At 64.1% G+C, this 19842-nt stretch carries 16 protein-coding genes and 2 pseudogenes; 7 read left to right on the plus strand and 11 right to left on the minus strand.

Annotation, left to right across the window (positions count from 1 at the left end):
- Positions 1–68: 68 nt before the first annotated feature.
- The 5 genes from AOM04_RS03340 to AOM04_RS03360 are packed head-to-tail and all read right to left on the minus strand — an operon-like array spanning position 69 to position 4503.
- Positions 69–356: a PqqD family protein gene (locus tag AOM04_RS03340; protein ID WP_062462177.1), complete on the minus strand. Its 288-nt coding sequence runs from the start codon at positions 354–356 to the stop codon at positions 69–71.
- Positions 353–1309: a nucleotidyltransferase family protein gene (locus tag AOM04_RS03345; RefSeq protein WP_062462180.1), complete on the minus strand. Its 957-nt coding sequence runs from the start codon at positions 1307–1309 to the stop codon at positions 353–355. Before AOM04_RS03345 ends, AOM04_RS03340 begins: the two co-directional genes overlap by 4 nt.
- Positions 1306–1599: a hypothetical protein gene (locus AOM04_RS14765; RefSeq protein ID WP_062462183.1), complete on the minus strand. Its 294-nt coding sequence runs from the start codon at positions 1597–1599 to the stop codon at positions 1306–1308. The genes AOM04_RS03345 and AOM04_RS14765 overlap by 4 nt, the downstream gene beginning before the upstream one ends.
- Positions 1599–2993: an arsenate reductase/protein-tyrosine-phosphatase family protein gene (locus AOM04_RS03355; protein ID WP_062462185.1), complete on the minus strand. Its 1395-nt coding sequence runs from the start codon at positions 2991–2993 to the stop codon at positions 1599–1601. Before AOM04_RS03355 ends, AOM04_RS14765 begins: the two co-directional genes overlap by 1 nt.
- A 1-nt stretch (position 2994) precedes the next feature.
- On the minus strand, positions 2995–4503 hold the full coding sequence (locus AOM04_RS03360) for a tyrosine-protein kinase domain-containing protein (RefSeq protein WP_082104326.1): 1509 nt from the start codon (positions 4501–4503) through the stop codon (positions 2995–2997).
- 206 nt (positions 4504–4709) lie between these two features.
- On the opposite strand from AOM04_RS03360, the pseudogene AOM04_RS03370 reads away from it, so the two are divergent.
- A pseudogene (locus tag AOM04_RS03370) lies at positions 4710–6018 on the plus strand (ISL3 family transposase).
- Between the two features lie 109 nt (positions 6019–6127).
- On the opposite strand, the gene AOM04_RS14215 reads toward AOM04_RS03370, so the two are convergent.
- From AOM04_RS14215 to AOM04_RS03385, 5 genes are all read right to left on the minus strand, one after another.
- Entirely contained in the window at positions 6128–7486 is a 1359-nt protein-coding gene (locus AOM04_RS14215; protein WP_369401309.1) for a lipopolysaccharide biosynthesis protein, read from the minus strand.
- The gene (locus tag AOM04_RS14220; RefSeq protein ID WP_228373596.1) at positions 7479–8375 is read right to left on the minus strand and encodes a glycosyltransferase; all 897 of its coding nucleotides are present in this window, start codon (positions 8373–8375) and stop codon (positions 7479–7481) included. Before AOM04_RS14220 ends, AOM04_RS14215 begins: the two co-directional genes overlap by 8 nt.
- A 364-nt stretch (positions 8376–8739) precedes the next feature.
- Entirely contained in the window at positions 8740–9834 is a 1095-nt protein-coding gene (locus AOM04_RS14225; RefSeq protein ID WP_169816402.1) for a glycosyltransferase, read from the minus strand.
- 1292 nt (positions 9835–11126) lie between these two features.
- Entirely contained in the window at positions 11127–12248 is a 1122-nt protein-coding gene (locus AOM04_RS14230) for a glycosyltransferase (protein WP_169816403.1), read from the minus strand.
- Between the two features lie 420 nt (positions 12249–12668).
- On the minus strand, positions 12669–14093 hold the full coding sequence (locus AOM04_RS03385; RefSeq protein WP_082104331.1) for a sugar transferase: 1425 nt from the start codon (positions 14091–14093) through the stop codon (positions 12669–12671).
- A gap of 87 nt (positions 14094–14180) precedes the next feature.
- Here AOM04_RS03385 and AOM04_RS14940 point away from each other — a divergent pair.
- Positions 14181–14354: pseudogene (locus AOM04_RS14940) on the plus strand (ISL3 family transposase); the annotation flags it as partial.
- A 111-nt stretch (positions 14355–14465) separates the two neighbouring features.
- Here AOM04_RS14940 and AOM04_RS15075 read toward each other — a convergent pair.
- Complete coding sequence (locus tag AOM04_RS15075) at positions 14466–15128, minus strand: acyltransferase (protein ID WP_082104332.1); 663 nt, start codon at positions 15126–15128, stop codon at positions 14466–14468.
- A 211-nt stretch (positions 15129–15339) separates the two neighbouring features.
- Between AOM04_RS15075 and AOM04_RS14445 the strand changes: the two genes are divergently transcribed.
- The 5 genes from AOM04_RS14445 to AOM04_RS03400 form a co-directional block, all read left to right on the plus strand.
- Positions 15340–16287 carry a sulfotransferase family protein gene (locus AOM04_RS14445; RefSeq protein ID WP_156160585.1) on the plus strand — a complete coding sequence of 316 codons (948 nt, stop codon included), beginning with the start codon at positions 15340–15342 and terminating at the stop codon, positions 16285–16287.
- Positions 16284–17417, plus strand: a complete 1134-nt coding sequence (locus tag AOM04_RS14240; RefSeq protein WP_169816405.1) for a glycosyltransferase — start codon at positions 16284–16286, stop codon at positions 17415–17417. The genes AOM04_RS14445 and AOM04_RS14240 overlap by 4 nt, the downstream gene beginning before the upstream one ends.
- Positions 17418–17471: 54 nt before the next feature.
- The gene (locus AOM04_RS03390) at positions 17472–18230 is read left to right on the plus strand and encodes a 3'(2'),5'-bisphosphate nucleotidase CysQ (RefSeq protein ID WP_228373597.1); all 759 of its coding nucleotides are present in this window, start codon (positions 17472–17474) and stop codon (positions 18228–18230) included.
- Positions 18230–19132 carry a sulfate adenylyltransferase subunit CysD gene (gene cysD / locus AOM04_RS03395; protein WP_062462203.1) on the plus strand — a complete coding sequence of 301 codons (903 nt, stop codon included), beginning with the start codon at positions 18230–18232 and terminating at the stop codon, positions 19130–19132. The genes AOM04_RS03390 and cysD overlap by 1 nt, the downstream gene beginning before the upstream one ends.
- A partial coding sequence (locus AOM04_RS03400) for a sulfate adenylyltransferase subunit 1 (RefSeq protein WP_156160586.1) occupies positions 19132–19842 on the plus strand: 711 nt, incomplete at its 3' end. The genes cysD and AOM04_RS03400, both read left to right, overlap by 1 nt.

Here is a 19842-nt window from a genome sequence, read left to right on the forward strand (position 1 = left end):
CTCACAGACCTGCGGGCAGGTTAGCGGGCGCCGCGCGATTTGGAAAGACCCTTGCGCACCGCCAAGCGTCAGCCGCTCTGCGCCGGCGCGACGAGCCCCAGCGCGCGCAGCTCCTCCACGAGCACGCGCACATCCTCGGCGATCCGTGCGACCGGAGCGCCATAGCTTTCCGCGAGCTCACCAACCAGCTCATCCTCGGTCCGCGTGCCGTCGATGCCGCTCCAGATCTCGAACGCTGGCCCCTCGAAGGAGCGCGGCACCTGCTGCTGCTCGAGACGCGCGAGGTTGAGCACGAACGCGCGGCCGTCCCGCACCACCTCCGCGAGGGACGATGCGCGCGCCAGGATCGCGGTCATCTCGCCTCTTCCGTCAGGATGGAGGCATCGGTGATCCCTCTGCGGGCGAGCGCGCGCCCCCTGAGCGCACGTGGAACGGTGCGCAGGCCCCTGCCGATGCGCGACCAGCGTCCGCGTAGCGCAGCAGCAGAGCCGGGTGGCGTCTCGGGATGAATGGCGCGGAACTGCCGCTCGGTCGGCCAGATCATGCGTGCGAGCATCGTGGGCCGCTCGTACCACCGCGCGGCAACCAGCAGCGGGATCCACTGTGCGACGATGGCGCCACGACCGCCCACGCGCGCGCGCCAGGCGTCGAGCGCGGCGCTCTCGCCGTGCGGGGTGACGGCGGCAAGCGGCACCCCGAGCTGCTCGAGCACCGGACGAGCGGTGTCGATCGCGCCCGTCGCCGTCGCGAGCAGCACCAGGTCCGCGCGCTGCTGATGGTCGAGAGCCGGCAGCACCTCGGCAGCCAGCCGCCGGATCTCCTGGGCGTGACGAGGAGTCTGGGCAGGGGTCCGCAGCGCGTGCAGCGCGGCGATGAGGATCGCCGAGCTCCGGTCGACCATGTCCACCTCGACCCCAGCCAACGCGAGTTGCTCCCGGCGCGCCCAAAGCGCGTCGAACACGTCGGCGGTGGGAGCTAGGAACCCGGGGAACAGGTGGTGGACATCGATGTCGCACGGCCACTGCGGATGGATCACCGTCACCGAGTGCTCGGCCTTCGGCCCGAAGCCGCCGCCGTAGGGCCGCTCGGCCCAGCCGCAGTCCTCCAGCGCCGCGAGGTAGGCATCGAGGCCCACGGGCTCGACCCACACATCCACGTCCGCGCTCACGCGCTCGGGCCGCAGGCAATGCGCGGCGGCGGTCGGCCCCTTGATGATCAGCGCCCGCACCCCCGTCCGGCGCGCCACATCGACCGCGAGTGCGTGCGCCAGCGGCACCGCCGCGTCGATGGGCAGCGCCGCGTCGGTCACGGCCCGGCCTCGACCGACAGCACGCCGCGGCCGATCAGCGCGTCGATCAGCACGCGCACCATCGCGCCGATGTCGCCATCTGCCGGCTCCCCGAACTCCCGGACCAGGTGATCGCCGAGCGAGGCGACCGTGATCCCCTGGCGCGCGGCAAGGACAGCCTCGGTCGCGACGGGCGACAGCAGCGACACGTCGTTGCCGGCGAGCACGAGCATCTCTCCCCCGCGCTCGAGGGCGTCGTCCCACGCGGACCGGACACGTGCATCGTCCGCCAGCCGGTATGCGTCCTCCATCATCCCTCCCCCAACAGTGCGGGCATCAGCGGCAGGAGGTCGCGCGCCTCGCGGTAGCGGATCCGCACCAGCCCGCCGACGGACTCGACCAGGTCCGCGAGCGCGTGGAGCTTCTGCGGCAGGCGCGACAGGTAGGACACCTGCTCGGCGAGGACGGCGAGGCCGTGGAGCAGCGGCAGCTCCTCGACCACGGGCGTCTCGCCGACGGAGGGGTCACGCTCGACGAGCGCGAGCCGCACCAGGCGCAGCCGTCCGGGCGGCACGGGCATGAGGTCGAGCGACTCCGGCCCCCACTGCTCCTTGGTCGGCTTGCCGCCCTCGATCACGGACAGCGGCTTGGGGTACGGCAACACGGTGCGGCCCACGTCGACCGCGAGCGTCTCGTCGGTGACGTAGCCGTAGTGGGCGCCGAGGGTGCGCGACAGAGTCGTCTTGCCCGTGCCCGAGGGAGCGATGAAGCCGACGACGTCGCCGCTGGGCGACGCGAGCCCCGCCGCGTGGAGCATGACCAGCGAGCCGACCCGCTGGTCGATCGCGCGCACGGTGACGGCGCTCGAGAGGAAGTGCAGGGCGGTCTCGACGTCCGGGTAGGCCAGCGCGCCGCGCGTGCGAGCGGCGGCGAGGACCTCGGGATCGGGGTCGACCACCACGTCGACCGTGACGTCGGCGGTGCCGCGCTCGACGTCGCAGCGACTCCACGCGCGCCGGCCGGCGGCGTTGAGCTCGGCGCCGAGCGCTCCGTCCACGTGGATGCCGACCCTCACGCCGAACGCGTCGACCACGCAGGTGTGCGACGGCTCGGCTCGGGAGCGCGCGGGCTCGCTGGGGACGGGCGACATGGCCGCCCAGGTGTCGGCGAGCCGGATGGCGGCGTCGTCGATCCGGATGCCGACCGCGACGGCGCGCTCCTCGAGGTCCTCCCAGGCGGGCAGCTCCCAGTCGTCCGCGAGGTCGGCGTCGAGGCGACCCCGCTCGAGGATGGCGGGGTGCTCGTGCAGCGGCGCGGCGCGGTCGAGCGCCGCATAGAGAGGTGCGAACTCGGCCAGGGTGAAGGACCGGCCGCGGGCGCGCGGGTGGCGGCGGATGAGCTCGTCGCGCTCGACGCCGGTGCCGACCAGGAAAAGGTCGGTGACGTCGACCATCGCGTCGCTGAGCGAGCGCGCGCGGAAGCCCTGGGCGCTGCCGCCGTGCCGCTCGATCATGTCGCGGGTGAGGTCCTGCATGCGGGCGCCGTCCTCGGCGTTGAGCCCGGCGGAGGTGATGCGGATCCGGTCGGGCCCCACGCCGCGCGCCCACAGGTGCTTGCGCAGCAGCCGCTCGCCCGCGACGGAGCGGCCGGTGTTGGTGGCGTCGACCAGCAGCACGCGGAACGCGACGCCCGACTCCCAGGGCACGTCAGGCCTTGCGGTGCTCGGCGGGCTCGGGCGACTCGTCCGAGCCGACGATCTCGTCCCAGCTGAGCGCCCCAGCCGTCTCCTTCGGCGCCGCCGCCGTGCGGGCGGACGATGCGCGACGCGCCTCGCTGCGAACCTCGCGGCCGGCGTCGCTCGAGTACTCGTATTCGTACGCATAGGCATCCTTGTAGGCGCCCTTGCGCGGCATGCCGTCGATGATGATGCCGAGCGCGCGGCCGTTGACGCGGTCGAGGTTCTGGAGGGCACGGTCGAGCACGTCGATGGTGGTGCGGCCCGAGGCGGCGACCACGAGGGCGCCGTCGGTGCGCGCGGTGAGGACCGCCGCATCGGTCACCGGCACGAGCGGCGGGGTGTCGATGAGGACGAGCGCGTCCTTGGGGAAGCTGTAGAGGAGCTTGTGCATCGCGTCGGAGGCGAGCAGCTCGGAGGGGTTGGGCGGGATGGCGCCGGCGGCGAGGACGTAGAAGTGGTCGGTGTCGCCGTAGGGCTGGAGGACGTCCTGGGCGCGGGCGCGGCCGACCAGGACGTCGGTGAGGCCGGCGCCCTCGATGAGGCCGAGGTTCTTGGCGACGGAGGGGCGGCGGAGGTCGGCGTCGATGAGGACCACGTCGCGGCCGGACTCGGCGACGGCGTCGGCGAGCTTGATCGCGGTGGTGGACTTGCCGTCGCCCGGCAGCGAGGACGTGACGACGATGACGCGCGGCGGATTGTCGACGTCCATGAACTGGAGATTGGTGCGGACCTGGCGGATCGCCTCGGTCATGGCGAAGTCGGACTTCGCCATCGCGACGCCGCTCTTGGCGATGGCCGGATCGAAGGGCAGGGCGCCGAGGACGGGGAGGTCGAACTCGCGCTCGACGTCCTCGGGCTTGCGCAGGCGGCGGTCGAGGGTGGACTTGATGAGCGCGTAGCCGATGCCGAGCGCGAGGCCGACGAGCAGGCCCAGCGCGACGTCGAGCTTGACGTTCGGGCTCGAGGGCGCGCCCGGGAGGACCGCGCTGTCAAGGGTCTGAAGGCCGACGACGGACGGCGTGGACAAGTCGGTGGAGCCCTCGTTCTCGATGTCGGCAACAGCCGTGGTCATACCTGCAATCCAGGCCTCGACGAGGTCGCGTGCCTCGTCCGGGCTGGAGCCGTTCGCCGAGACGCGGAGGACGGCGGTGTCAAGGGGGTTGGAGACCGTCACGCTCGCGACGAGCGCATCGGGGCTCGCGTCAATGCCGAGGCCCTCGATCGCGTACTCGGCGACCTTGCGGGATTTGGCGATGTCGAGGTAGCTCTTGACGCGCGACTTGGCGTAGTTATCGCCGACAAGCGCGCTACCTAAGTCTTCGCTGGGACCAGTCGTGATAATCGCGGAGCCTGTGGCAGTGTAGACACTTGGCTGCGTCAGCGTGTAGGCGAATGCGGCCGCGGCACCTAGCGCCGTAATGAGCACGATCGCGGCCCAATGCGCACGAACGACCTGCGTGTACTCCGAGAGGTTCATCTGAGCCGTCGCCCTTCCATGGCATTCCGCGCAATTCTAGGCCCAGCGAGGACTCTTCAAGCACGACTCAGGGATCCGCGATCTCGGGTTAATAGGGCTCTTCACAGATGAGGCTGTAGCGCTGTCCCGCGGGTGAGTGGTCGGGGGTAGGGGTCGAGGTCCCCCAGGATGGAAGTTCTCACACTGCCCATCTGAAAGACCTCGACTTGCTCAACGCTACCTTCGGCGCGCCCGACCTCACGACCTTTTGCAACCTCGACGTCCTCGGCCTGACCGTCACCGGGCAGCGGATCGACGCCGACCGGGCGGTGCTCGAGTGCCGCGTCGCCGTGACCGACGACGTCTGCCACGGGTGCGGTGATCGTGCTCGCTCGCTGGGCACGCAGTCGCGCTACCTCGCCCATGAGCCCTTCGGCTGTCGCCCTACGACACTGCTGGTGCGGGTCCGCCGGTACCGGTGCGACCCGTGCGACCGGTTCTGGCTCGACGACCTGCGTGCCGCGGCGGAACCTCGGGCGAAGGTGTCCCGCGGCGGACTCGCGTGGGCGCTTCGCGCTCTCGTCGTGGACCACCTCAGCGTGTCGCGGATCGCGGCAGGGCTCGGCGTCGCATGGAACACCGCCAACGATGCCGTCCTGACCGAAGGGCACCGCCAGCTGATCAACGACCCGACCCGGTTCGAGGGCGTCGCCGTGATCGGCGTCGACGAGCACGTGTGGCGGCACTCCAGGTTCGGCGACAAGTACGTCACCGTCATCATCGACCTCACCCCTGTACGCGACAGGGTCGGCCCGGCACGTCTGCTCGACATGATCCCTGGCAGGTCGAAGGCCGTGTTCAAGACGTGGCTGTCGGAACGGGCGAAGTCCTGGGCGGACGCGATCGAGGTCGTCGCCATGGATGGCTTTGCCGGATTCAAGACCGCCGCCGCCGAAGAGCTGCCGACCGCGACGGCGGTGATGGATCCGTTCCACGTCGTGAAGCTCGCCGGCGACGCCCTCGACCAGTGCCGACGCCGCATCCAACAAGCCATCCACGGCCACCGCGGCCGCGCCGGCGACCCGCTGTACATGTCCCGCCGCGTCCTGCACACCGGACTCGAACTGCTCACTGAACCGCCAGTGGGATCGGCTCGATGCCCTCTTCGACGCCGACGACCATGCTGAGGTCGAGATCACTTGGAGCGTGTACCAGCGGATGATCACCGCGTATCGCAACCCCGACCGCGCCGTCGCGCGGGCCGACTTCGCGGCGCTCATCGAGTCCTTGCGCACCGGCGTGCCCGCCGCCCTCGTCGAGCTCCGCCGCCTCGGCAGGACCCTGAACAACCGGGCCCACGACATCCTCGCGTTCTTCGACCGACCCGGCACGTCCAACGGCCCCACCGAGGCCATCAATGGGCGACTCGAGCACCTCCGCGGCTCGGCGCTGGGTTTCAGGAACCTCACCCACTACATCGCCCGGTCGCTACTCGAGGCAGGCGGCTTCAGGCCGCAACTACAGCCTCATCTGTGAAGAGCCGTTAATAGCTGCCGCAAGATGTCAGCGGTCCTGCCGGGCTTCGCAATGGGTCCCCGCCACGTCACACTGGCAATCGAAGCCAACCCGAAGGAATCCACACGAACTACTGGCGCCCTGCGAGTGCGACCAGCGACTCGCGATAGTCTTGCCGTCGGGGCGCAATGCCCCGCCAGTCGCCGTGGGCCACGAGCATCACCACGCACACTACAAGTTGAGATGCTGCCACAGCGCCCGCGAGCGTCAATGCATTCCGGAAATCCACTGGTAACAACCACGCCGATGCCAACACGGCAACACCAGCCAAATACGACACGGTCATCGCACGTCCCTGGCGCCGAGCACCTAGAAACGCAGTAAGCGCGGTATTTGCGGTAAGCGGCATCGCCGCCACCGATAGAAGTGCCGCGGGCCCGACGGCCGACGCAAATTCGGGCCCGAAGACCAATGGTACAGCCCACGGCACGATTGCCAGCAACAGAATTGTGACAATCAGCCCGAGCGCGATGGCCTGGCGTACCGCGTCGGCATAGCGCGCATTGAGGCCCTGCGTCGCCACGTCGCGCGCAATCCGAGGATGATGCGCAGCCCCCAGCGCAGTTCCAATGGCAATTGGCATTGCGAGAATCGTTGCCGCGACCGAATATATGCCAGCATCTGCACTCGAAGCCCACGGCAAGGCGATCATCGCAGGCAACTGAGCGAGGGCGATTTCACCTACGCGCGCGCCAGCAAACCCGCTACTCGCCCGGTAGATGGGCCAGATCGCAGAGCGCGGGCCACGGATGCCAACTCTGAAACACGCAAGCGCGACAACAAGCGCTATTGCCTGGGATCCAGGAATCAGCAGAATTACGCTGAACGCCGAAGCAGCATCGCGTACTAGCAATATGAGCAAACCCGCCAACATGCTAACTGGCGCAACCAGACGGATGGCGAAGACCGCACCAAAGCGCTCCCGGGCCATGAGCACAGAAGTGCGCATCGTTACCGCAATCGCCACCGGACTTGCCGCCACAGCCATCGCGGCGGCAAGCTTCGTGCTATGCGATAAGCCGCTGAAGAAGGTAAGCCACAATATGAGCGTCACAGCCGCGGCGGGCACAAGTGAAGCGAAACTTGCAAGACGGGCCGCCCTCACCAACGGCGCCGGATCTTCGCTCGCAGCTCGATTCCTCAGCTCTAGCGGAGCGCCAAACGACAGCAGGATCGGCACAATAATCGTTGCTGCCGCAACTGCTGCGACAGCTCCTCGGTCCTCAGGACCAAGCGCGCGTGCCTGGACCGGCGAAGCGACCAGTCCGATTGCTGACGCCGACAGGCCAGCAAGTGCAACGGCACCCGGACCACTGAGGCGTGTGGAGATTCCCGTGATCGCAGACCGACCGTACTCCCAGACCACGCCGCACGCCTGAAACACGGCACGACGCGACGCCTGAGAGCGCAATGGAGACTCGCTAGCCACGAGCGATGCCCCGAAGCGTTCCGGCAAGAGCGGTCAACGCTTTGTGCGCGCTGCGTGGTTCACGATTTCGAATAGGTGCGAATACGAGCCGCAGAGTTTCACGAGCGCCCGAGCCCACAACGAGACGCCACGAACTGATGCCCAGGCTATGCGCCAACCGTACTCGATTCTCGCTCATGAACCGATAGTATGGCGCGCCTCGCAATGGCTCACGAGCTCCAGTGCCACCCTCTTCATGCCACAAATACCATTTATCAGAAACAGCAAGACGCATTCCAAGGCGCCGGGCACGCAGTGACAACTCGACGTCTTCCCAATACATGAAGTAGCTCTCGTCAAACCCGCCGAGACGATCCCACGTTGAGCGAGCCATTAGCATTGCAGCGCCAGAAAGAAACTGAGATTCGCGAATGCCAACCTCTCCCAGCAGATCGATCTCGCGACCGAAGTCGACATGTGAGGCGCTACACGACACCGGATTGAACCGCCCCCCCGAGAACCACGATGTCGGTTGACTCATTGAGCCGCCGACAATGTGAGGGGACACAATATCGCAAGTGCCCGCTTTCAGCGCCTCCACGATCGAATGCACACTGCCGGAGTGCGACCGCGTATCGGGATTAAGGATGCAGACAACGTCGTTCGGCGCCATGGCAACACGGCGCCCGATTGAATTCAGAGCTGCACCGTACCCCAAGTTTCCTCCTGACGAAAAGACCTCGATCGGAAAGTCTCGCGAATTCAGTTGTTGCAGTCGAGCTACTTCTTCAGTACTTTCGGAATTATCAACGACCACCGCGTCCGTTACGCCATTATTCCTCAGCGATCTAATGCAAGCCTCCACCAAGTCACAGGAATTGTAGTTGACGATCCACGCAGAAACCCTCAAGACTTGCCCTCCAAAAGATCGCGACCAACAAATACCCCGATGTCAAGCATCACCGATGCAATCTGTGGCGTCGCAGCGCGACATGAACCTACGGGTGAGACCTGAATAGCATAAACAAGCGCAACGACACCGAAGCGCCTAGTTTGCGCCCTCCGATACCTCGCGCCCACGAACCGCAAGCTGCAAGCCGCCAACGTGCTGCCCGATCCAAACATCGTGCAGCACGTACCCCTCAGGAGACGAAAGCCATCGGCCAGAGCGCGTCGGCGTCGACTCGGCCGCGCTCGTCGACCACCGCACGCACCACCAGTCGCGCTCGACATCATAGATGCACTCGCGCGCATGACCGCCAGCACCGCTGAATCTACCGCTCCCCCACCAGGCGCCGATAGACTCCCTCGTACTCGAGCGCTGCGCGTTCAATTGAATACATATTGCGCGCCTTGCGAACCGCGAGTGCCGCAGTAGCTGCGTACTCATCCTCGTCAAGATCGGCAATTGAGAGGAGCGCACGTGAGAGCGCCTCGGGGTCATTCGTCGGTACACAGTGCGACTGATCCACGACGATACGCCGCGAGTCGCCAACGTCCGTGCAAATGAACGGCACACCCGCAGCGAGAGCTTCGATGCCCGCCATCGGGAGCGCTTCGCCGTATGCGCTCGAGAGAACTACTACATCAGCCTCATTCAACAGCTCCCGCACATCGGTAACTGACCCGCGAAGGCTCACCACTCCGGCGGCGCCCGTCGTCTCCAGCAGGCAAAGCAGCTCCTCGTTGTCCGTGTCCATGCCGTGGCCCGCGCAAATTAGGGAGGCGCGGTAACCGCAGTCAATTTCCATGATCCGCGCTACTGCTTCAAATAGGGTCGCGTGATCCTTCATCGGGTGCCAACGCGCGAGTGAGAGCATGGTGAGCCGACCCGGTTCCTTGTGCGCGATGGCCGACCGCGGCGGGATCGGCACACCATTGAGAATGGTCGTCGTACGCGCCGCTGGATACCTTGAGACCTTCATGTACTCCCGTGCAGACACGCTGCAAGCCACGATCGAATCGAATCGTCGAGCAAATGTGAGGCCGGCAAGGCGATTGAGAAGTCTTGTAAGGAATGGATCCGTTGTTGAGACGCCGCTTGAGTGAACGGTGGATACGATTGCAGTGGCCTGTGGCACCGCAATGGCCGCCAACAAATCGGAGTGGATCAGATGGGAATGGACCACGTCAATTTCGAGACGCTTGGTAAGCCCATGAATCGCCGCCGCCGCACGCAACATCGAGAAAGGCGTTCGACCCATTCTTAGGTAGGTCACCGATGTCGCAACGGATTCGACCCGCGCGCTTAGTGCACCACGATGCTTGAGGCACACCACGTGCACCTCGACATCACGCCCGTGCCGTGCGGAAAGGGCTTCGACCAGCGTTTGAGCGCCGCCCGTTTCCAAATCGTTGATCACGTGCATTACTCGTATTTGCATTCCGCTGACTCCTTTCGCTTGAAGTTCCGGCGCCTATTTGATCTGTGGTGAGCGCAATGCCCAAGCACAGGCCAGGCAGGAACCAATCCCAAGTCAATGATTCATACGACGTCGTTACACCAACGGATAGCAACCAGACAGACGTCGCAATTGCAGCTTCAGCGCGACTCAATACCATCGCCGCACCTCGATAAGTAATGACGCACAGCCCGGCCGAAAGGACGATTCCACCGAGACCCATCTCCATAACCCAGCGCATGAGCACCGAGTAAACATCGCTCACGCTATCCGACACATCAAACCCCGTGAGCGGCACATCCCCATTCCGGAATAGTTGGGACGAATTTCCCCTACCCACACCGCCTATAAATAGCTGCAAGCTTGACACCACGTACCGCCCCGCGCCGATAATTGAAGCAGCGCGGTCAGTCCACGACTGGTTCTGAACGCCAATTCCGCGTTCAGCGATCACATGGACGCTTATCCAATACGTCACGAGTCCAGAGAGCGCAAGAAGCAACACGCGAGTTACGCCGCGGAGTCGAGTCCACGACAATAGGAGCGTCACTAACCCAACGGCGATCACGGCACTCCCCGACCCTGAGGCAACGATCGACCAAACCGAAAGTACATACGCAACCCAGTCCACGAGCCGCTCACGTTCTCCAAGAAGCCGCTTCAATAGATGGGCAGCCACTCCCGACAGTGCGAGAACCGCGGCAAGCACTGACGCTTCCGGAAAGAATGCAAATGGACGCCTAACATAATCCGATATGACATCGATACGCGAAACTACATCGGCATAACCCTGCGCCTCGTAGTACGACTCGAAGAGCAGGCGCCTCTGATTTGTGAGAAAGTAAAGTTGAATGCTTGCGTATACCGGAAGGAAGAGCATGCCGGCCCGAATGACCCGGTGGATCAATCGTGCGTCGGTCCCTACAGTTGCCGATATCGCGATCACAGGGAACACGTAGACAAAGTACGTGGCGATCCCCTGCGCGTTCGTAGTTGCACCGCTAGCTACAGTCGCGGTGGCGCTTGCGAGAAGAACCACAAGCACCATGGCGACTGTCAGGAGCACCAATTTGCGGTGCTGCAAAACAGCCGGTATCAACGCCAGGGCGGCCAAGGCTGAAGCGGGTATTGTCGTATTTGACCCAATATCAATTCCAAGGAACGGGAAATACGATAACACAAGTACAGCTATTAGCGCAGTACGGCGAGCGAGGCTCCTAGCCGGGCGGCCCACGAAAGACGCGCCCGAGCGCGACCGTTTAGTTGCCCAAGATCGCGCCAACGATTGCCTCCCATGGTTGCGCTGGCGGCGAGGGATTTCCAGGTCGAGGGGACTCACCGCTGAGAGTCCCGGGCTGGAGAAAGTCCGTCATGAGCCTCGACAGGTCTTGGCTGTCACCCGCCCTAAAGAACGCAATACGGCCATACTCGCCCGTCTGCTCGACAAGAGCTGGCAAGTCGGCCGCCAACACAGCGATTCCCGCCGCCATTGCTCGCGCCAATACCCCGCTGTGTGCATCGAATTGCGCATAAGGCAGCAAGACTGCCCGACAGCCGGTGAGCTCGCGCTGAAAATCATCTGGAGAAAGGAAGTTCGGAATGATCTCAATGTGAGTCGCACCAGACGCCAATTCCATGAGCTTGTCAAGGTACGCCCGCTCCGGCGCCTTGCCCACGATTCGAAGCGGTAACTCACTTGCTCTGGCCGCTCTGATCGCTAACTCGATGCCCTTGTTGGTCCTAATCTCGCCAAGGCAGAGAAACGCGTCTCGCTCCTCACGGCCGGCGACGAGGCTGGGGTTCGGAGCGGGTGGCGGATTATCAGCTACCGACTGATTGGGCAGGCTTACCGCGATAGGCTCGACATCGTATTCGTGAGCAACGATCTTCGCTTGGCGCATGCCGTGCACGACGATTGCATCGCTCATCGAGATGGTTCTGCGCATGAGCCAAGACTTAGCCCAACGAACCACGTGTTCGGAGTCGCCCGCGTGTGGACGGGCATTGTGCACGAAGGTTACCAATCGAACATCTCGACGGCTACCGCCGAGTTCACCGCGAAACGCGTATCGCGGCTCTTCTGCAACCACGACTGCAGGCTGCAAATCGCGTACCGCATGCCTCAGCCGGTGCGCCTCGACAAACAGGCCGAGAGCATTTCGAAGCTTTCCCCGTATTCCGCCAATCGGCGAGAGGTCGGGCAAGATCTCGTCGACGATCAAATCGCCTCGCCCCAGTGACGCGAGATAATCTGCGGCGCCTGGCCGCGATAAGACGACTACCCTGGCTTCGGAATTGCGCTCGAGAACCGCAGCGATATCAGCGGCGTGTTCAATGTGCCCGCCCCTGGCCGTCGGACAGACAATGACAACCGTAGTCACAACAGCCACCCTTCGCATAGCCGATCGGAGGTCTCCATGTGCCTGGGATGAACGTGCGTACGCGACGCCTTCGAATGGCGCACGCGGGGTGCTCTTCGGTCGTCACCCGCGGCCATGGGAACTTGCGGCGGCCTTGCGTGAAGATTCGTCATCGTCACCGCGTCGTGTGGCAAGCCCGCGAAGCGCTCGGATGTCGCAAGTGTGCAGAGGTAGGTAGCGATCGTGCTGCTAGTGGCGCACTTTCCGTGTGGAGCTGCGATGCGTTCGCACGAAAGAGAGCAACGAGCCTGTTCTTCAGGGTCCGTACGTTGGTTCGTAGCGTCACGCAGCCTGTTAAGCAGCGCGGCGGATCGTTTTGACTCGATTAGTTTCACGTGTGCAGAGCGGTCCTGGATTGGCTCAGGCGCAAATTCACTGGTCCTAATACGCACCATTTCTGCCTATCACCGCCTCGACTGTCTTAAGTAGGATCACGAGATCGCCGCCAAGACTCCAATTTTCCGCGTAGTAGGCATCCAGCCTGATCGCGTCTTCCGGTGAGAGCGATGATCTACCCGAAACCTGCCACAGCCCGGTCATTCCGGGCTTGACAAGCAGGCGTCGGTGCTCTATGTCGCCGTAATGTTCTACCTCTGCCGCAACCTGAGGGCGCGGACCGACAATTGACATGTCGCCCTTTATGACGTTCAGGACTTGTGGCAACTCGTCTATCGAATACCGCCGCATAAATCGCCCGAAAGGAGTAATGCGCGGATCGTCTTTGCGCTTGTAGAATGGCCGCACGTCTCCCCCCATCACTTCGCCGACTCGATATTCAGCATCGGGCACCATTGAGCGGAACTTGAGCATCGCGAACGGCGCACCGTCCTTTCCGATCCGTTCTTGGCGGAAGATGATGGGCCCGGGGCTTGTGATTCGCACGAGGATCCCGACAGCAGCCATTGGCACAGCTAGTAGCGTAAGTAGAATCACAGCCGTGATTTTGTCGAATGACTCTTTGAACCAGTACTTCGCTCCGGAGAAGGTCGCGCCATCGACGTGAAGGAGCGGCAAGCCCTGCACAGGCGAGAACTGCACACGGGGCCCCGCCACGTCGACCATTGCGGGAGCGACAATCAGTCCGACGCCGGTCCCCTCCAGTTGCCAGCCAATGCGGCGAGCTTCGCGAAGGGAGATGGCGTCCGTGCCGGAGAGCAGCAGGAACTCCGCACCCACTTTCCTCGCTGTCTCTACGGAGTCTTTGATGGCACCAAAGACCGGCACGTCCACGAGATCGGTGGACAGCTTCGAGTCCGCGCCTGCGGGGACGCAAACTCCGACAACGCTATACCCAGCGCGCGGGTTCTGTCGGAGGCGACGGATCATCTGCTCGCTCGTCCGGAGCGGACCCACTACGAGCACCCGTGCGGTCAACGCTCCCTCGTCCCTCTGGGAGTGTATCCAGGCACGCCAAACAAGGCGATAGACGAGCAAGACCAGTGTCCCTACTGGAAGCGCCACGAGTAGGTAGCCGCGACTAATGTTCCACTGGAGCACGAAGCCAAGGATCGCAATGGTGGCAAAAGCCCACCAACTAGCAGCCACGACGCGCTGGAACTCTTGAGTACCGTGACCAAGGATGCGGGCCTCCCTCGAACGCGTGAGTGTGAGGGAAGTCCACCACAGCAAACCGATAGCCGCCGTTACTCGCCAATACGCCGGACCGCTGGGACCAGCCACTGCGTAGATCAGGTCCCAGCCAAACCTAGCTGCGTGCGCGCCAACCATCACAAGCGTCACTACGAAAGCATCGCTAAGAGCAAGCCGCACTTCATACTTCCGAGCCCAGCCTCTCGGACCATTCATGCGGCCTTCCAAGCGCGCCGCAACGTTCGCATCCCCCAGATTCACGCTAAGAGAGTACCCCTCGCCACCGAGCGTCCTTGGTCACCGGGTCCCGCCCTCAACATCAGGGTCCACTACGCCCTGGTGCGCTTCGACCGCCCCAGAGAATCGAACGGCCCGACCGAGGCCATCAACCGCCGCCTCGAACACCTAAGCTGCTCAGTGCTCGGCTTCCGGAGCCGTACCCGCCACAGGGCCAGGCCCCCACTCGAGGTCGGCGGAGGCTTAAGGCTCTTGAACGCGAAGAGCGCTGAAGGGCCCCGGCGGTCAGTGGCCTTCGCAGGCCTGCCGCAATTCCGCCGAGTCGTGGCCTTGCCCGTTGCTCGTCGGTGGTCACCACCACCAAGCTTTGCTTTTCGCGCTGGGAAGGCACTGCTGCGCTTGTCGAGGACGCTCCACGATCGGAGCGGCTGGCACCCCGGCACACACTGTGAACTCGGGCAAATCCCTGCTCGCCACTGCGTGCGCAGCTAGTACGACACCGTTGCCAATATCTACGCCCGGCAGGACAGTGCTACGCGCGCTTAGCCAAACGCGATCGCCAACTCGGACGGGCGCCGAAGAGTACTCGAAGTCGCTTGACCTCCAATCGTGCTGACCGCTCCAAATGTGCACTGCCGTCGACAGATTCACGTTTGCACCAATCGCGATACCGCCGCGCGCATCAAGAATTGCGTCGTTGCCGACAGAAGTATTCGCGCCAATAGTCAGCTTCCTCGCGGCACGAACTTCTAGGCCATGGTAGATCGTGACGCCTGGGCCGATCTTGGCACCCCAGAGACGCAAGATAGCCTTTCGAGCAGCATGAATCGGCAACTTGCATACGGCATGGATTGACGCCATTTCGAGATCGGACATACGAGCCCACGCCCAGTCACGAGCAACAGCAATATTCATAATCCCCATCCTCCAATGAATGCTCATTGAGTTCGGCCTTACATAGCCGCACGACTCGCGTGCGATCGTAACGCTGGCTAAGCGCGATTCGTCACACATATTCGCGCGTCGGCACTCACGTCATGCATGGGACCGGAAAGATACCTCGGACTGTCCGCGACCGGAGCACCGAGCGGTGTCGACTACCAGTCATGGGTACTGCAGGTTCGGCCGGGGCCGTCCGATCGGCACGCGCGCGGCCTGTAAGATACGTGCCGCCGCGAGCCGGGGTAGAGGCTCGCGCGTTTCGCACGAGTTGGGAAGAAACGACATGGAATCTCTGCCACCGGCACGCAGGCCCCTGATCGATTTTGCGGTCGTCGGCGCCCAGAAGGCTGGCACGACCACGCTCCATCGGTGGCTCGCGAGTCGACCTGACGTGAGTATGCCGGTCCAGAAGGAGACTCGCTTCTTCTCAGCCCCCGAGGTCCATGCGAAGGGGTCAGACTGGTACGTGCAGCAGTTCGCTGGCCCGGTCGGAGCCACGCGGGGCGAAGTCGAACCCGACTACCTGACGCACGCGGGTGCAGCAGAGCGCCTCAGACAGGATGCCGGCGACATTCCAATCATAGTTTTGGTGCGCGACCCGGTGGAGAGAGCACATTCTCAATACCGGATGTCCGTGAGGCGCGGGCAAGAAAGTCTGCCTTTCTCGGCTGCCATTGAACGTGAAATTGCGCAGCTTGAGCGCGGCGACGCATCGTCGGAACACAACAATTACTTGGACCGAAGCCGGTACCATAAGCATGTATCGCGGTTCGCTCCTCTCTTTTCACGCCTCCTAGTGGTGCGATACGAAGATCTGTTTGCCGATGAAGTTGCCGGCCGCGAGATCTACGAACAAGTAGTCCGCTTTAGTGGCGTTGGAGAGCGCGACGAAGGCGAGTACGCGGTGGGCGTCCGTGAGAACGTCGGGCACGATACTCGTAGTAGGTTGGTCGCACGAGCGATATTCGACGCGGATTTCGCGCGCCCCGCACGCCGCATTTTCAAGTCGGTAGTCGTGTCACAGGCGGCACGGCGAGCCATCCAGGCGCGGCTTGCGAGACACAACGTGACGTCCTTCGATGGCGAGACATTCGGAGACGTTATGCGCCAGATCCCACGTAGCGGGATGCAATTCCTCGCGGATGACGCAGAGCGTCTGGCTTCGGATTACAATGTTGAGACCCACAAGTGGCCTTCAGTAGCAGCTTGGCGGGAAGGCCGCCTCTGGTGACCACAAGCACCAACGAATCGGAGAGCCTCACCGACCGCGAGACTGGGGGTGCGCCGCCTGGCGCCCGATTGAGAGTCCTGCATGTAGTCGAGAGTTTCGCAAGCGGTGTCGCCCAGGCCGTAGCGGACTACGTGCGCTCGACGCCCGAATTGTCGCATTCACTCCTAGTCGGCGATCGTGGATACTCAGGTGCCTACGATATCTTTGGCAATCAGAACGTCGATTTCGTCCAATTGCCCAAGGGCCGCGTTGCCCAACTGCGGGCTACGAGGAATGCGATCAGGCAATTGCAGCCGGACGTCATACACGCGCACTCAAGCCTTGGTGGCGCCTATGCGCGTCTCGTGAGCCGCGCGAGGAGCAAACGTCGTATTGTCTATACACCACATTGCTACTCATTCGAACGCGAAGACCTGCATTGGCTAGCGAAAAAGCTAGCAGTGGTCGCCGAGTGGGTACTCGCGCGTAACACGACAGTCGTCGCTGCCTGCTCAGAGCGAGAGGTCGGGCTCGCAAACCGTCTGAATGCCGCTCGTCCGGCGCTATATGTGCCCAACACGCTGCCTCCGGCGACGGCGGAACGGAACGGCGGCCATACCCCAGAAATCAACACAGGGCTCGTGGTGTCCGGCATGGGCCGCATCTCGCCGCAGAAGGGGTTTGAGTTCTTCTGCTCGGTCGCACGGATCTGCCAGCGCCGAAGCATCGACGCAACTTTTCAGTGGATCGGAGGTGAGCTCGATTCACGAACATGCGATATCGCCGCAAGTTCAGCCGTAGAGGTTACCGGATGGATGCCGAACTCTCGGGCTGTCGTAGCACTGAAGAAGTCGACCGTATACCTTCATACGGCAGGGTGGGAAGGTTTTCCAATCGCGATCCTCGAGGCGAACGCGAATGGCGTGCCAGTGGTCGCGCGGCAGATTCCCGCACTTGAGGGAATGCCTGAATCTTATCAGCGGCGAACCGAAGTGGAGATCGCTGAACTCGTCATTGCTACGTCGAAATCGTATGAGAGCCGCCGAAGGAACATTCAGACGTGGTCCGATCATCTCAGCGAAAACAACCCTGCCATACAAAGGCGCCGATTGCTTCAGGCATACGGCGAGACTCCCATGAACGACAATTAGGCGGGTCCCACGATTGGGGCTTGGAACGATTCAAAAGGACTACTGGGGGCGGTTTTGAAGTCGATCGATGATGTGCGCATCGGCGAGAATCTTGCGCGGGCCGCGGGCGAGGAGCTGCTGCGGGTGCGGCGCGAGTCTGGCCTGGCGGGCAAGGAGCTGGGCAACGCCGGCGACGCCGCGGCGCAGTCCGTGCTGGCCGCGCTGCTGGCCGAGCACCGCCCCGACGACGCGGTGCTGTCCGAGGAGGCGAAGGACTCCGCGGCGCGCCTGAGCGCGGAGCGTGTGTGGATCATCGACCCGCTGGACGGCACCCGCGAGTTCTCCGAGGGCCGCGCCGACTGGGCCGTGCACATCGCGCTGTGGATCGCGGGCGAACTCGCGCTGGGTGTCGTGGGCATCCCCGGCGAGGACCTCGTGCTGAGCTCCGCGGACGTCGCCGCGGCACCCGAGCCCGCCGAGGGCTCGCCGCTGCGCCTGGCCGTGTCGCGCTCGCGCCCGCCGGCCGTCACCGAGCCGGTGCGCGCCTCCCTGGACGCCGAGCTGCTGCCCATGGGATCGGCCGGCGTGAAGATCGCCGCCGTGGTGCGCGGGCAGGTCGACGCGTACGTCCACGCGGGCGGCCAGTACGAGTGGGACTCGGCCGCACCGGTCGCCCTGGCCCGCGCGGCGGGGCTCCACACCTCTCGGATCGACGGTTCCCCGCTCGTCTACAACAGCGGTGATCCCTACCTGCCGGACCTCATCGTGTGCCGGCCGGTGCTGGCGCCGCGGATCCTCGCGGCGATCTCGGACTACACCGACGGAGATTCTTGATGACGGCTACCTCGTTCAGCCAGCTGGATGCGCTGGAGGCTGAGGCCATTCATATCGTGCGCGAGGTTGTCGCGCAGATGGAGCGTCCGGCGCTGCTGTTCTCGGGCGGCAAGGACTCGATCGTGCTGCTGCACATCGCGCTCAAGGCGTTCGCGCCGGCGCGGCTGCCGATGCCGCTGATGCATGTCGACACGGGCCACAACTTCCCCGAGGTCATCGACTACCGCGACCGTGTGGTCGAGCAGTACGACCTGAACCTGGTGGTGGGCTCGGTGCCCGACGCGATCGAGCGTGGGTTCGTGCGGGAGGAGCCCAACGGCTCGCGCAACCGCATCCAGACGCCGGTGCTGCTGGACACCATCGAGAAGAACAAGTTCGACGCCTGCATGGGTGGTGCGCGTCGCGACGAGGAGAAGGCCCGCGCCAAGGAGCGCGTGTTCTCCTTCCGTGACGACTTCGGCCAGTGGGATCCGCGCAACCAGCGTCCCGAGCTGTGGAGCCTGTACAACGGTCGTGTCCACCAGGGCGAGTCGATCCGTGTGTTCCCGCTGTCGAACTGGACCGAGCTGGACATCTGGGACTACATCAACTCCCGCGGCATCGAGGTGCCGTCGATCTACATGGCCCACGAGCGTGACGTGTTCCACCGTGACGGCATGTGGATGGCTGCCAACGAGTTCTGCCAGCCCCGTGAGGGCGAGATGATCGAGCGGCGCACCGTGCGCTACCGCACGGTGGGCGACGCGACGCTGACCGCGGCGGTGCTGTCCGACGCGGACACCGTAGACAAGATCATCGCGGAGACCGCTGCGACGCGACTGACCGAGCGCGGTGCCACGCGCGGCGACGACCGGGTGTCGGAGGCCGCGATGGAGGACCGCAAGAAGGAAGGGTACTTCTGATGGATCTTCTCCGTTTCGCGACCGCAGGGTCGGTCGACGACGGCAAGTCCACCCTCATCGGCCGTCTGCTGTACGACAGCAAGTCGATCTTCGAGGACCAGCTCGACGCGGTCGAGGCCGCCTCGAAGGCCCGCGGCACCGAGTACACGGACCTGGCGCTGCTGACCGATGGTCTGCGTGCCGAGCGTGAGCAGGGCATCACCATCGATGTCGCGTACCGCTACTTCGCGACCCCGAAGCGCAAGTTCATCATCGCGGACACGCCCGGCCACCAGCAGTACACCCGCAACATGGTCACGGGTGCCTCCACGGCCGACCTCGCGATCATCCTCGTGGACGCCCGCAAGGGCATGACGGAGCAGTCGCGTCGCCACGCGACCCTGTCGTCGCTGCTGCGCGTGCCCCACATCGTCCTCGCGGTCAACAAGATGGACCTGGTGGGCTGGTCCGAGGAGCGCTTCAACGAGATCTACGCCGAGTTCACCGAGTTCGCGGCCAAGCTCGACGTGCCCGACCTCACCGCGATCCCGATGTCTGCCCTGCTGGGCGACAACGTGGTCGACCGGTCCGTGAACATGCCCTGGTACGGCGGCGGCTCGCTGATGCACCACCTCGAGCACGTGCACATCGCCTCGGACCGCAACCTCCAGTACGTGCGCTTCCCCGTGCAGTACGTCATCCGTCCCATGCGCAACGAGCTGCACGACTAC

Source organism: Demequina soli, assembly GCF_000971195.1.
GTDB classification, from domain to species: Bacteria; Actinomycetota; Actinomycetes; order Actinomycetales; family Demequinaceae; genus Demequina; species Demequina soli.